Source organism: Nocardia sp. NPDC051570 (assembly GCF_044454005.1).
GTDB lineage: Bacteria > Actinomycetota > Actinomycetes > Mycobacteriales > Mycobacteriaceae > Nocardia.
Genome location: NZ_JBITDI010000006.1, coordinates 247,404 through 259,944, shown reverse-complemented (window position 1 = coordinate 259,944; position 12,541 = coordinate 247,404). Strand labels below are relative to the sequence as shown.

Sequence of the window (12,541 nt, the reverse complement as noted above, 5' to 3'; positions counted from 1 at the left end):
GTGTCCCGTTTCGTTGCCTCCCATAACCCATCCGCGCCGGATGTGGTGACGAACACATACCGAGTGGGAGTACCTCGAGACGTGTCGACTCAGTGCATCGGAGGCGTGATCTGTGGCTCGATCTGCGGTGACCCTAGGCGTGTCCACCGAACGCGGCACCGTCCACGCGGTGGCGTTGTCGGACGACGGCGGCCGGCTGCCCGAACGGGTGCTGGTCCAACGATCGGTCCGCATCCGCGGCGACGGTAAATCAGAATTGGTGCAGGCCGTCGGGGTGGCACTGGAAAGTCTCGCCGATGAGATCGGACCCGATCACGAAATCGTCGGCGCGGCCGTCACCTATCGCGACGCGGCCGAGCGCCGGGCGATCGTCAGCGGCCTCGCGGCCGGGCCCTGGCACGACGCCTCGCTGGTTTCGGCCAAGTCGGCGCATCTGGCGCTGGCCGGGGCGATGAGCTGGGTGGACGAATTCGATCATCTGGTGATCTGTGAGGCGGTTCCGGGTTATCAAGCGTTCTCGCTGATCTCGCCCGAGCGCGATCGGGTGGTGTCGTCGATCGCCTCGTCCGGCGCGGTGGTGAACAAGGAGACCATGCGCCCGGCGGTGACGGCGGCATGGGATCAGTTCGATGCGGCCGGTGTGCGCCCGGACGCGGTGGTGCTGATCGGTTCGGCTGCCGAGGAACCGGCCGTGGCCTCCGCCCTGGCGGCCGGATTCGGTGTGCCGATCGTCCCGTCCCGGGTGCCCGTGGCCGCCGCGGCCATCGGCGCGGCGCTGGTGGCCCTGCCGGAGGTCGCGGATGTGATCGCGATCGGTAACCACGCGCGGTTCACCCGCAGCACCGCGGCCCTGTTCGCCGCCGCGAGCGTGCTGGCGGGCGGACTGGTCGCGGGCGGGGTGTACGAGATGACCAGTCGCACAAGGTCGGACGGCACCCCGATGCTCACCGACGCCCGGGTTGCCGCGGATTCGCATCGCACCCGCCCGGCGGAGCGGCCGCTGCCGACCGATACGGATCAGGCGGCCGCCGACGGGCAGCCGGGCCTCCCCCTGGTGGCCGACTCCGATTCGGTGCCGCTGCCCAGCGCGTCCGCGACCGTGGTGTCCCTCGATCCGGCCACCATGGCCTGGGGTCCGGGCGGCACCCATCGGCTCGAATTGCGCCAGGACACCCAGTCCAAACCGCCGACCGCTGAGGACCAGCAGGGAGCGAAGCCGCCCGCGCCGTCGGCCCTGCCCGAAACCGGCTCGGCCGGAGCGGCACTGGCCACCCCGGGCGGCTCACCGACCACACCGACTGGCGCACCGAATGGCGCGTTGCTGTTTCCGGGCGAGCCCGCCCCGCCCGATCTGACCAGTCCCGAATTCAGCCAATGGTGGGACAACCATTGGCATCTGGTGATGCAGTGGGTCTCTCAGGTCGCGCCCCGAACGTGATTCGAGCGGGGAGCGAAGAAGACTCTCGGCTCCCGTAGTGCCACATATGTTCCCCCGGCTGCGAAGCAGCCGGGGGAACTTGTTTACACAGCCAAATCGCGACGCAGCTTGGCCACATGGCCGGTGGCGCGGATATTGTATTGGGCCAGTGCGATTCGGCCCTGTTCGTCGACCAGGAACGTGGAGCGGATGACGCCGGTGATCTTCTTGCCGTACATGGTCTTCTCGCCGTAGGCGCCCCAGGCGAGCAGGACCTCGCGGTCCGGGTCGGATAGCAGCGGGAAGGTGAGTTTCTCGTTGTCACGGAACTTCGCGAGCTTGGCGGGCTTATCAGGAGAGATGCCGATGACATCGATCCCGGAGCCGTTCAATTCGGCCAGGTTGTCGCGGAAGTCGCACGCTTCCTTGGTGCAGCCGGGGGTGCTGGCCGCCGGATAGAAGTACACGATCACCTTCCGGCCGCGATAGTCGGCGAGCGACACCTCCTTGCCCTCGGCATCGGGGAGGGTGAACTCGGGCGCGGTATCGCCGACATTCAAGCGGTGATTCTCGGTCATGTCCAAGCACGGTAATCGACGCCTACGGCATCGGACGGCACATCCCGGCGACCGATAGACTCGAGGCTTCAGCGACGCACATCGACTACAGGAGACAACGTGGCGAGGGATACCGAGCGTATCGAGCGGGAGATCGAGACCGCGCGTAACCGGCTCGCGAACACACTCGACGAACTCGCGGTGCGGGCCGATCCGCAGCGGATCGCCGACAACACCAAGCAGGCGATGATCGCGAAGGTGAACGAGCCGAAGGTGAAGTACAGCCTGATCGGTGCGGGGGCGCTGGTGGTTGTGCTGGTGCTGGTCAAGGTCTTCCGTCGCTGAGCCTGCGGATATGCGAAACACCCGGTGTGGCATTGCGCCGCACCGGGTGTCGTTGTTAACGGGGGTATCAGACCGTGGGGCAGGCCATCCCGGTGCCGTCCGGGTCCAGGTGGGGGGAGTAGCCGCGCTGGCCGCGGAACAGCGGGGCCACCCCGGCTGCTCGCGCCTCGTCGCAATTCTTGTAAACAGGGCCGCCCGCCGAACCAGTCTGGGTCAGGCCCGCCGATCCCGTGGCACCGATGACATCGTCGATACCTGACGATCCGGTGCCCGCCGAGCCGGTGGGGATGAAGGGGTCGGCAAAAGCGGTCGGAGCGAGCGGGGCGGCGAGGGTGACCAATCCCGCGCCCACGGTCACGACGATGAGCCTGCGAACGTTCATGTATTCCTCGTTGTCAGCTGCGATGTGTACGCCGCGGTCCGGTCCGGCCGGCACTCCCCGCTGTGTCACAGCCCGGGAACCGCTGCGTCTACCTTTCTGATGGGAAGTGTCGTTGTCAACCGCGCGGCCGATCCTCGCGCATACTCGCAGTCACTTCCCAGTCGCATGCTCGGCCGGAATCCGACCCATCCGCCCGGCCTCGAAATCCTCGATGGCCTCGATGATTTCGTGCCGGGAGTTCATGACGAACGGGCCGTATTGCACCACCGGCTCGCGAATCGGCCGACCGCCCAACAGCAGTACCTCGAAGTCGCCCGTCGGCGTGTCCTGTCGCGCGTCCGCGGTGATCGTGATCGCCTCGCCGTGCCCGAACACCGCCAGCTGCCCCGCGCTCACCGGCCGACCCTCGGCGCCGGCGGTTCCGCTGCCCGCCAGCACATACGCCATGGCCGAGAAGTGCTGCGGCCACGGCGTTTCCAGGCGGCCACCGGGGGCGATCGAGGCATGCGCATAGGAAATGGGCGTATAGGTCGAGCCCGGGCCGGTGAATCCGCCGAGTTCGCCCGCGATGATGCGCACCAGCGCGCCGCCGTCGTGCGAGCTGACCAGCGTCAGCTCCGACGAGCGCAGATCCTGATAGCGCGGCGCGGCCATCTTCTTGTCGCGCGGCAGATTCACCCACAGCTGGATGCCGTGGAACAGGCCGCCGGAGATCACCAGAGGTTCGGCGGGCAGCTCATCGTGCAGGATGCCCGATCCGGCGGTCATCCACTGGGTGTCGCCCTCGCTGATGGCGCCACCGCCGCCGTTCGAGTCGTGATGAACCATGGTCCCGTCGAGCATGTAGGTGACGGTCTCGAAGCCGCGATGCGGATGCCACGGCGCACCCTTGGCCTCGTACGGCTCATACGCCACCGGTCCCATCTGATCGAGCAGGATGAACGGATCGGCATAGCGCAGCTCGAGGCTCGGGAAGGGACGGTGTACCTGGAAGCCCGCGCCCTCGCGCTGGGTGGTCGCGGTGACGACGGACCCGACCGGCCGCTGTCGCTCGGTCAGATCCGGGCGGGGCAGTCGGGGCAGCACCAGGATGTTGTCGACGGTGATGGCGGGCATCGGGACCTCCTCGGTCGCGTTTGGTGTCCATGTCAACCAAATCTCGATTAGGATCATTCCCATGGTGCGATGGCTCAGCGAGGATGAACAGACGACCTGGTCGGCGTTCATCCGCATGCGACAGCGTCTGGATGCGGCCATGGCGGCCGGGCTGGCCCGCGACGGATTGTCGATGCCGGACTACGAGATCCTGGTCGCCCTGTCGGCCGCGCCCGGCGACTGCCTGCGCGCCCGCGATCTGGCGGCCGAGATGTGCTGGGACAAGAGCAGACTCTCGAAACATCTGGCACGAATGGATTCCCGCGGCCTGGTCGCCCGCACCCCCGCAACCGACGACGCCCGCGGAATAGTGGTCCGATTGACCGCCCGAGGCCGCCACGCACTGGAACGCGCCGCCCCGAACCACGTGGACCTGGTCCGCCGCCTGTTCATCGACGACCTCACCGACGACGAGGCCAAGGCAGTCCGAACCCTCGCCGAAAAGGTCACAACCGCAGCCGAACACACAACCACCCTGACCTGACAGCCGCACCCCTTCCGACCCTTCGCACCCCCTCCAGGCACCCACAGAAGGTGCGAAGCGCGAGAAAGGGTGCGGCGGGTGGGGTGCGGGGAACGCCGCACCCTTTGTGGTGCTTCGCACCCGTTTCAGGCGCCCACAGAGGGTGCGAAGTGCGGGAAAGGGTGCGGCGTTTGGTTATTCGCTGCTGGGTCGGGGGCGTTTCCAGTCGCCGAAGGGCTCGTCGCGTTCGCGGACGGCCTCGCGGAAGCCCACTGTCTCCGAACGTAATTGGAAGGCGTAGCCCTCGCGGGTATGCCGGGAGATGCCGTCGAAGACGGTGCTGACCATCCCGGAGTTGGTGACGCCCTGGGCCAGTAGCGCGCTGTTGAGGGCCAGTTTGGCCATGATGAGCTGGTTGATCGGCATCCGTGCGATGCGCTCGAGCAGATCCTCGGTGCGCTCGTCGAGCTCGTCGGCGGGACAGGATTCGACCGCGAGGCCCCATTCGACGGCCTGCTTACCGGTGAGGCAGTCGCCGGTGAACAGCAGCCGCTTGGCCCGCTGATCGCCGAGTCGGTGCGCCCACATCCCGGCGGCCGGAATGCCCCATACGCGGGTGGGCGGATAGCCGATCTTGGTGTCGTCGGCGCAGATGATCTGATCGGCGAACAGTGCGATATCGCTGCCGCCCGCGACCGCGAACCCGTGCAACTTGGCGACCGTCGGCTTGTTCGCATGCAGCAGGCTCGCGAAGCCGCGATTGAAGCGGCTCATCATCTGATAGTCGATCATGGGATCCCACGTGCCCGAGGGATCGTGATTATGGGCCTGTACCGCCGGATCGAGCACCGTGCCGGTGGTCGGCTGCGCCGAATCCGGGGGCGCGAAGCCGCTCTCGGCGAAGATCGACAGATCGTAACCACCGCAGAAGCCCTTACCCCGCCCCGACACCACGATGACATGTACGCGCGGATCCAGATCGGCCCGCTCGACCGCATGCGCCAGATCGATCGGCGTATCCGGGGTGATGGCATTCCCGTGCTCGGGCCGGTCGAAGGTGATCCGCGCGATCCGCCCGGTCACCGCATAGGTCAGCGTGGGATAGGAGACCTCATCCGGCGGCGCCGGACGCTCGGCGAACGGCGAATCCGTACCGGAGGTGAGGCCCTCCCGCCACGCCGCGGGCCGGGTACCGGAATGGGGCTCGTAATCGGTGGTCACCCAAGAAGTGAACCCCGGTTCATTTCTTGGTGTCAAGGGTGGGATCCGGTCCCGCGGTCCACGGTTTGACCGGGGGCTTCACCCACAGGATCTTCTCTTCGGAGTATTCCCGTTGTGCCGCAGCATGATTGGGGTTGCGGGCGGCCCAGATGTCCTTATCGTCGAGGAGCTGGGCGACCAGGCTCCAGGTCTCCTCGGTGCCGGGGGGATTGGTATCGGCGGCTCGGGCCAGTTTGCGGCGGGTCGCTGCGGGGAGGGCCAGTAGTTCCGCGCCGGTGATGCCGCGCTGCCAGGCGTAGGCGGCCAGGCGGCGGGCCTTCTCCGCGCGGCCCTTGGACGCGTGGTCGGTGTGGGCGTAATCGGTCATGGTTCGGCCAGTCCGTGGCGGTAGGCGTAGCGGACGGCGTCGGCGCGATTGCGGGCGCCGATCTTCGCGAAGGCGTTGTTGATATGGGTCTTCACGGTGGTCTCCGAGATGAACAGCGCGCCCGCGATCTCGGTATTGCTCAGGCCCCGGCCGATCAGCCCGATCACCTCCGCCTCGCGGGCGGTGAGGCCGTCGCGTTCGGTCTCGGGCCGCGGGCGTTCGGGGTGGGTCAGCGCGGCCACCAGCCGCTGCGACACCGTGGCGTCGAAGGTGGACTGTCCCACCGCGGCGGCCCGGATCGCGGCGCCGATCTCCACCCGCCCGGCGTCCTTGGTCAGATATCCGCGCGCCCCGGCCTGCAGCGCGCGCAGGATCGATTCGTCGTCGGAGTAGGTGGTGAGCACCAGAACCGCTGTGCTGGAATGCTTTTCGGCGATCTGTCGGGTGGCCTCGACGCCGTCGAGGACGGGCATGTGCAGATCCATGAGCACCACGTCCGGCGCCAGATCCGCCACCGCGTGCACGGCCTGCGCACCGTCGCCGACCGCGCCGACCACGCTCACCCCGTCGACCAGATCCAGCAGGGCGACCAGGCCCTCGCGCATGACCTGCTGGTCGTCGACCACGAGCACCCGAATCGGTGCGTCGATGGTCTGTTCACTCACTCCGGAACCTCCGCCGTCACCAACCATCCCCGCCCGTCCTGCCCCGGTCCGGCGGACAGGCTGCCGCCGGCCAGTGCGATGCGTTCGCGCATCCCCGTCAAACCGTACCCGCCCTCGGAATGCGAGTTCCCGTTCCGGGCGGCCGGATTCCGCACCGACAGCCGGACCCGATCCGCATCGAAGGTGAGCACGACCGAAACCGGCGCGCCCGGCGCATGTTTGCTCGCATTGGTGAGCGCCTCGCGGGCCGTACCCAGCAGCGACACCGCGGTGGCCGACTCGACCGCGTGCGGCGTGCCCGTCACCTGGCAGTCCACGGTCATGTGATGGTCGCGCCGATATCCGTCGATCAGGCCGCGCAGCGCCTCGTCCAGTGGCGGAATATCGTTGCGCAGCGCGGCCACCGCCGCGCGGGCCTCGGCCATACCGTTGGCGGCCAGCCGCCGCGAGCGCCGCACCCGGGCCAATGCGCCCGGCAGATCGCTCTTCTCGCTCAACAGCCCCTCGGCCACATCGAGCTGAACGGCCAACGCGCCGAGGGAATGCGCGAGCACGTCGTGCAACTCCCGGGCGATGCGGGCGCGTTCGTCGAGTGCGGCGGCGCGGGCCTGTTCGTGTTGGGCGCGGCGGGTCTGTTCGAGCAGCAGTGCCGTTTCCCGCACCCGCAGCCGGAATTGCCGCCGATACAGACCCAGCAGCATCAACGCGCACAGAATGGCCAGATGGGTCGGCAGGTCGCGGGCCGGATGCCGGGCCAGGAGCTCGCTCACCGCCAGCGTCGCGCCGCCCGCCGCGACGACGGCGATGATGATCCGGGCACTCGCCGAGAGTTGCTGGCTCATCACGCTGATCGCCGCGCAGGTCATGATCAGTGAGGCCGAATCGGTGGCCGGGCCGGTGATCGCCGCGCTGATCAGCGCGGCGGCGATCAGTGCGGAGATCGCGACGCGAGGGCGGCGGTGGTCCAGGATCGCGAACGTCGCCATGCCCAGATAGGCGACGATCGAGGCCGCCCACATCCAGACCGGAATGGGCCCGATGTGGTTGTACACCAGATTCACCGCCAGCAGCACGCCCGCGATGATCCGCATGAGCGGGCTGTTCTCCGGATCGCCGCCGATCAGTCGCCGCCCGATGGCGCGCAGCCGCTGCCGCATGATCCTCCTCGGGGTGTTCGCATCCTGCGGGCATTCTCGTCGCAGGTGATTCGTCGCGCAGACCATCCTGGGGTGGAGATCGAGGGTGGAGATATCGGCCGGAGCGCGATCACCAGGCCGAGGGTCGCACCCGGCCCGGCCGCACCACCCGCGCCAGCACATCGCGCAGCTCGGAAACCGTTGTGCCGCCGAGACTGTCGGCCCATCTGGCGGTGAATCCGGCGAATGCCGCATCGGCGGCTCGGGTCGCCGCCCAGCCGCGTTCGGTGAGGGTGATCAGCCGGGCGCGGGCATCGCGCGGATGCGGATTGCGTTGGGCGTAGCCCTTGTTCACCAACTCCTCGACCAGCTGGCTGGCCGCCTGTTTGGTGACGCCGAGATGTTCGGCGATCTCACCGACCGTCGCACCGTCGGGCGCCATGCGCACGAACGCGAAGCCGTGACTGGGCCGCACATCGTCGAATCCGGCCGCCACCACACCCGCGTGCACCGCCTCGGTGACCTCCGCGGCGGCGGCCAACAGCAACAGCGGCAGATCCTGGGCGCGGGTGGGCATGGATGCATCTTGGCACTTGACAAAAGAAGACAAGTAGATTGACTATATAGTCAAGAAGGTTGACTAGTTAGGAGTTGTCCGATGCCCGTGATCCGCGCCGACGAGGCCCAGGTCCATCAGATGCACAACGCCCGCTTCATCTCCTATGTCCGGCCCGGCACCGGCAGCACCGATATCTGCCAGTGGCGCGTGGAGATCGATGCCGAATCCGTCGGCCAGCAGCATCGCCTGCTGCGCGAGGAGGTGTTCGTATCGCTCACCGGCACAGCGGTATTGACCATCGACGGCGAATCCACCGCCCTTGCCCCGGGCGATGCCGCGCTGGCTCCCGCCGGCGCCACGATCAGGCTGGACAATCCCGGCCGGGAGCGGGCGGAATTGCTGGTGACCGTTCCGGTCGGCTTCGGCGCCGAACTGGTCGACGGCACCCGCATCAGCCCGCCGTGGGTGAGGTGAGAATCGAGGAAAACGCGCACGGTGTAACCCGAGTCGCTATCTACTGACGGGCGTGATGATGCGCCGAAGGTTTCGGTGGAAGGCGGCTCGGTATGGCCGGACGTCCGGAATCCGGGCGCCGGGCCGAGGATGCGCCGGCCCGGGAGCTGCGGCTGGTGACCGGTGACGGGTACAGCGGCTGGGAGCCGCTGTACCGGGACAATGTGGGCTGGGTGTACGCCTTGATGATGTCCAAGGTCGGCAACCGCCCCGATGCGGAGGATCTCACCGCGGAGGTGTTCACCGCCGCGCTGAAGCCGCTGCGGCTCGAGGCGAGCGTGCCGGAGGTGCGCGCCTATCTGAAGGCCACCGCTCGCACGGTCCTGGCCGGGTATTGGCGGGCCCGCATGGGACGCGAAATCACCGCTATCGACGAGGATTTCGCGGCGGAGTCGGCGGAGGTCTCCGAACCCGGGGATGCCGTCGCACGCGCCGCCAAGGTGCTCGACCGTCTGCCGCAACGGTATCGGCGGATTCTGGAATTGCGTTTTCTGCAGGGACTTTCGGTGCGGGACGCGGCCGCCGAACTCGGGGTCAGCGTGGCGAATGCGAAGGTGCTGCAGCACCGGGCGCTGGCGATGGCGGCCGGATCGGGTGAGGAGGTGTGCGGTGAATAGGGCAATCCGCCGTTATGTGGAGGAGCTGCTGGCCGGTCGGCGGCCGCATGCGTTTCGTCCCGACGACGCCGAGGCCGAACAGATGCGCGCGGCCATTGCGCTGCGGTCGGCCCGGCCGGGCGCGCAGGCGCCCAGTGAGGAATTCCTGACCGGGCTGGGCCGTCGGCTGGCCGGTGAGATAGGTGAAAGTACGGCCACCCCCGCCGAATCCGGCCCGTCGACGAGGCGGCGGCAGGTGCTGGTCGGTACCTCTGTCGCGGCAGCTGCCGCGGCCGCCGGTGCGATCGTCGACCGGACTCTGCTCGAGACGTCCAAGGGTGAGCCCACCCCGCCCGCGGCGCAGCAGGATCTGGTTCCGACCAATGGCGCATGGCGCGCGATCGCCGCCGCCTCCGCGGTGCCCGAGGGCGTGACCGTCGCGTTCGACGTCGGCGCCGTGCGCGGTTTCGTGCACCGCCGCAACGGGATCGCATACGCACTGTCGGGGATCTGCACCCATCAGGGCTGCAAGCTGTGGCTCGATGCGCCCGCCGATCGGCTGCGCTGCCCGTGCCATTCGACCTCCTTCGGCACCGACGGGCAGGTCGTCACCCATCAGCTGCCGATCGCGCCCGCGCCGCTGCCGCATCTGCGGACCCGGGAGATCGACGGCGCCATCGAGGTTTTCGCGCCGACCGAACCCGCGTAGCCGATGTAACCCACGGAGGTATCTCTGAGTGAGGGCGCTGCGGTCGTCGCCGCCCACGATGGAGAACTCGGATGACACAGATCTCGAAAGCATTGTGCGCCTGCGGTGTCGCCGCGGGCATCGCCGTCGCGCTGACGGCCTGCGGCACGCACTCCGCGACCACTGCCGATCCGACGCCGGTATTCGCGCCCGGTTCGCCGACCCCCGGATTCTCCGGCGGATCCGTGATGATGCCCATGCCCGCCATGACCGAACCACCCAGCACCACAACGGCTTCCGCGCCGGTGGCCGGTGACGCGGTCAGCATCGAGAACTTCGCCTTCGCGCCCGCCACCCTGAGCGTGCGGGCCGGAACGGCGGTGACCTGGACCAATAAGGACGAGGAACCGCACACCGTCGCCGATAAGAACGGCGGCTTCCATTCGCCGGGCCTGGGCACCGGCGCCGTATACACCTTCACCTTCACCAAGGCGGGCACCTACGACTATGTGTGCACGATTCATCCGTTCATGCACGGCACCGTGGTGGTGACACCGTGAACGATCCGCACACCATGACCCGTCGCCAATTGATCAGGCACTCCGCATGGTTCGGCGCGGCCGTCGGGCTGGCGGTGGTCGGCGGGGAGGTCGTCTCGCAGGTGGCGGGCGCGCCGACCGCATCCGCGGCCACCCGCCCGGATCTGCGTTTCGCCCAGCTCAGCGACAGCCATATCGGATTCCAGGGCACGGCCAACGCCAATGTGGTGGACACCTTCGCCGAGGCCATCGGCCAGGTGAACACACTGGGCTATCGGCCCGATTTCGTCATCCACACTGGCGATCTCACCCATCTGTCCACGCCCGAGCAGTTCGATCAGGTCAAGCAGATGCTGACCGGGCTGAACACCCCGCATGTGTTCACCGTTCCGGGAGAACATGATTCGACCGATGACGCGGGGCAGAAGTATCGCTCGGTCTTCGGCCGCGGCACCCGCGGCGACGGCTGGTACAGCTTCGATATCGCCGGAGTGCATGTCATCGCGCTGGTCAATACGCTGAATCTGCAGAACCTCGGCCATCTGGGCCCCGATCAGCTGGATTTCGTGCGCAAGGATGTGGCGGGATTGACCGAAGACACGCCGATCGTGGTGTTCAGCCATATCCCGCTGTTCGCCATGTATCCGCAATGGGGCTGGGGTACCGACGATGCCACGCAGGCGCTGAGTTATCTGCGCCGATTCTCCTCGGTCACCTGCCTGAACGGCCATGTGCACCAGCTGTTCACGAAGACCGAGGGCAACGTCACCTTCTACAGCGGCACCACCACGGCCTATCCGCTACCCAAGCCCGGCGACGGCCCGACGCCGAAGCCGGTGACCCTGCCCGCGGGCAAACTGCATGCGGCGCTGGGCATTCGGGAGGTGACCTACCAAAAGGGACAGCACGCCCTCGCGATCAAGGATGAGCAGTTGGCGTGATCGCGATCCCACCCTGGACGAGAGTGATTATCTCCGTGCAGATCTCGTCGAGGGTGGGGCCCTGTTTCTGATCGAGCGCCAGCTCCTGTGCCAGCGAGTTGACCGCGCCGATGATCGCGAGGGCGAACAGCCGATAGTCGCGGGGCCGGGCCTCGCCGCGCGCCACCGCACGCTCGGCCTCGGACCGCAGCAGCGCGCCCATGCGCCCACGCCACTCCCGACGCCACTGCTCGACGGTATCGCTGACCCCGACCACCTCGATGTAGCAGATCCGGGCGGACTGCGTCGTCCGGCAGGTGACCGCGAGATAGGCCCGGAAACCGCCCGCGATCCGCTCGGCGATGGGCAGCTCGGTCATGGCCTCCAGCTCGGTCAGCGCGGCCACGGCGGCCCGCCCGGTGATCTCCTCGGCGAGGGCGATCAGCAGATTCTCCTGGCCGCCCATCTCGTCGTAGAAGCTGCGCGTGGAAATGCTTGCCGCCGTGCACAATTGCTCGATCGAGGTCCCGGTGTACCCCTGTGTCCCGTACAGCTCGAGCGCCGCCTCCAGCAGGCGCGTCCGGCGCTGCCCGGCCCGCTCCTCCGCACTGCGGCCACCGTAGTGCCGCTGTGACTTGGTGCCATCGGTCATGGTCGCGGATTGTTCCACATCCGAGTCCATGTCCCGCGCAGCGACGGCAGGCCGAGACAATGGCGGTATGAGGGGTCTCGCGCTGACCACCGGACGGCGGAACGAATTGGCGGTGCTGCCGCCCGACGAACAGCGGCCGCGGGTGCTCGACGGCTTCGAGGTGGCGGGCGGCAACCGGCCGGTGTACATCGGGGAGCCCCGGGGCGAAGGGACCGGCGGCGACGCGTTCGTCGACCGCCCGGACGCGGCGTGGCGGTTGGAATCGGAGGATCCGCACCATGTTTCGTGGTGGAACCCGGATGACGCGGCCCAGGCGTGGATTCGGCGATAGCCGACAGATATTGCTGCAGCACAAGGGATTTCACA

General features: G+C 67.9%; 18 protein-coding genes. 9 read left to right on the top strand and 9 right to left on the bottom strand.

The genetic code is table 11. The annotated features are described in order from the left end of the window. Positions 1–139 precede the first annotated feature (139 nt). A complete protein-coding gene (locus ACIA76_RS17410; RefSeq protein WP_397152818.1) occupies positions 140–1,438 on the top strand; it encodes a hypothetical protein in 1,299 nt (432 codons plus the stop codon). Between the two features lie 83 nt (positions 1,439–1,521). Here ACIA76_RS17410 and bcp read toward each other — a convergent pair whose 3' ends face one another. Next, a complete protein-coding gene (gene bcp, locus ACIA76_RS17405; RefSeq protein WP_397152817.1) occupies positions 1,522–1,995 on the bottom strand; it encodes a thioredoxin-dependent thiol peroxidase in 474 nt (157 codons plus the stop codon). Positions 1,996–2,094: 99 nt separating this feature from the next. Here bcp and ACIA76_RS17400 point away from each other — a divergent pair, with 99 nt between their 5' ends. Then, a complete protein-coding gene (locus tag ACIA76_RS17400; protein WP_397152816.1) occupies positions 2,095–2,319 on the top strand; it encodes a DUF3618 domain-containing protein in 225 nt (74 codons plus the stop codon). Between the two features lie 67 nt (positions 2,320–2,386). Here ACIA76_RS17400 and ACIA76_RS17395 read toward each other — a convergent pair whose 3' ends face one another. Next, entirely contained in the window at positions 2,387–2,701 is a 315-nt protein-coding gene (locus ACIA76_RS17395) for an excalibur calcium-binding domain-containing protein (RefSeq protein ID WP_397152815.1), read from the bottom strand. A 150-nt stretch (positions 2,702–2,851) separates the two neighbouring features. After that, entirely contained in the window at positions 2,852–3,817 is a 966-nt protein-coding gene (locus ACIA76_RS17390) for a pirin family protein (RefSeq protein WP_397152814.1), read from the bottom strand. A gap of 61 nt (positions 3,818–3,878) precedes the next feature. Between ACIA76_RS17390 and ACIA76_RS17385 the strand changes: the two genes are divergently transcribed. Then, entirely contained in the window at positions 3,879–4,340 is a 462-nt protein-coding gene (locus ACIA76_RS17385; RefSeq protein ID WP_397152813.1) for a MarR family winged helix-turn-helix transcriptional regulator, read from the top strand. Positions 4,341–4,514: 174 nt separating this feature from the next. Here the strand turns inward: ACIA76_RS17385 and ACIA76_RS17380 are convergent, their stop codons facing one another. The 5 genes from ACIA76_RS17380 to ACIA76_RS17360 all read right to left on the bottom strand — a co-directional run bounded on the left by ACIA76_RS17380 (position 4,515) and on the right by ACIA76_RS17360 (position 8,285). Continuing rightward, a complete protein-coding gene (locus tag ACIA76_RS17380) occupies positions 4,515–5,540 on the bottom strand; it encodes a crotonase/enoyl-CoA hydratase family protein (RefSeq protein ID WP_397152812.1) in 1,026 nt (341 codons plus the stop codon). Positions 5,541–5,559: 19 nt separating this feature from the next. Then, on the bottom strand, positions 5,560–5,907 hold the full coding sequence (locus tag ACIA76_RS17375; RefSeq protein ID WP_397152811.1) for a hypothetical protein: 348 nt from the start codon (positions 5,905–5,907) through the stop codon (positions 5,560–5,562). Continuing rightward, complete coding sequence (locus ACIA76_RS17370) at positions 5,904–6,572, bottom strand: response regulator (RefSeq protein ID WP_397152810.1); 669 nt, start codon at positions 6,570–6,572, stop codon at positions 5,904–5,906. Before ACIA76_RS17370 ends, ACIA76_RS17375 begins: the two co-directional genes overlap by 4 nt. After that, the gene (locus tag ACIA76_RS17365) at positions 6,569–7,729 is read right to left on the bottom strand and encodes a sensor histidine kinase (protein WP_397152809.1); all 1,161 of its coding nucleotides are present in this window, start codon (positions 7,727–7,729) and stop codon (positions 6,569–6,571) included. The genes ACIA76_RS17370 and ACIA76_RS17365 overlap by 4 nt, the downstream gene beginning before the upstream one ends. A gap of 109 nt (positions 7,730–7,838) precedes the next feature. Beyond that, positions 7,839–8,285 (bottom strand): MarR family winged helix-turn-helix transcriptional regulator, encoded by a 447-nt coding sequence (locus ACIA76_RS17360; RefSeq protein WP_397152808.1) that lies wholly within the window; start codon positions 8,283–8,285, stop codon positions 7,839–7,841. 81 nt (positions 8,286–8,366) lie between these two features. Here ACIA76_RS17360 and ACIA76_RS17355 point away from each other — a divergent pair, with 81 nt between their 5' ends. The 5 genes from ACIA76_RS17355 to ACIA76_RS17335 all read left to right on the top strand — a co-directional run bounded on the left by ACIA76_RS17355 (position 8,367) and on the right by ACIA76_RS17335 (position 11,544). Next, complete coding sequence (locus tag ACIA76_RS17355; protein WP_397152807.1) at positions 8,367–8,741, top strand: cupin domain-containing protein; 375 nt, start codon at positions 8,367–8,369, stop codon at positions 8,739–8,741. A 92-nt stretch (positions 8,742–8,833) separates the two neighbouring features. Next, complete coding sequence (locus ACIA76_RS17350; RefSeq protein ID WP_397152806.1) at positions 8,834–9,397, top strand: RNA polymerase sigma factor; 564 nt, start codon at positions 8,834–8,836, stop codon at positions 9,395–9,397. After that, the gene (locus ACIA76_RS17345; protein ID WP_397152805.1) at positions 9,390–10,085 is read left to right on the top strand and encodes a ubiquinol-cytochrome c reductase iron-sulfur subunit; all 696 of its coding nucleotides are present in this window, start codon (positions 9,390–9,392) and stop codon (positions 10,083–10,085) included. The genes ACIA76_RS17350 and ACIA76_RS17345 overlap by 8 nt, the downstream gene beginning before the upstream one ends. 71 nt (positions 10,086–10,156) lie before the next feature. Then, positions 10,157–10,624: a cupredoxin family copper-binding protein gene (locus tag ACIA76_RS17340; RefSeq protein ID WP_397152804.1), complete on the top strand. Its 468-nt coding sequence runs from the start codon at positions 10,157–10,159 to the stop codon at positions 10,622–10,624. Between the two features lie 14 nt (positions 10,625–10,638). After that, on the top strand, positions 10,639–11,544 hold the full coding sequence (locus tag ACIA76_RS17335; RefSeq protein WP_397153064.1) for a metallophosphoesterase family protein: 906 nt from the start codon (positions 10,639–10,641) through the stop codon (positions 11,542–11,544). Here ACIA76_RS17335 and ACIA76_RS17330 read toward each other — a convergent pair. Beyond that, positions 11,522–12,175: a TetR/AcrR family transcriptional regulator gene (locus tag ACIA76_RS17330; protein ID WP_397152803.1), complete on the bottom strand. Its 654-nt coding sequence runs from the start codon at positions 12,173–12,175 to the stop codon at positions 11,522–11,524. The two genes, ACIA76_RS17335 and ACIA76_RS17330, sit on opposite strands and share 23 nt — an antisense overlap. A gap of 67 nt (positions 12,176–12,242) precedes the next feature. Between ACIA76_RS17330 and ACIA76_RS17325 the strand changes: the two genes are divergently transcribed. Beyond that, positions 12,243–12,506, top strand: coding sequence for a hypothetical protein (locus tag ACIA76_RS17325; RefSeq protein ID WP_397152802.1), 264 nt, complete (start codon positions 12,243–12,245; stop codon positions 12,504–12,506). Positions 12,507–12,541 lie beyond the last annotated feature (35 nt).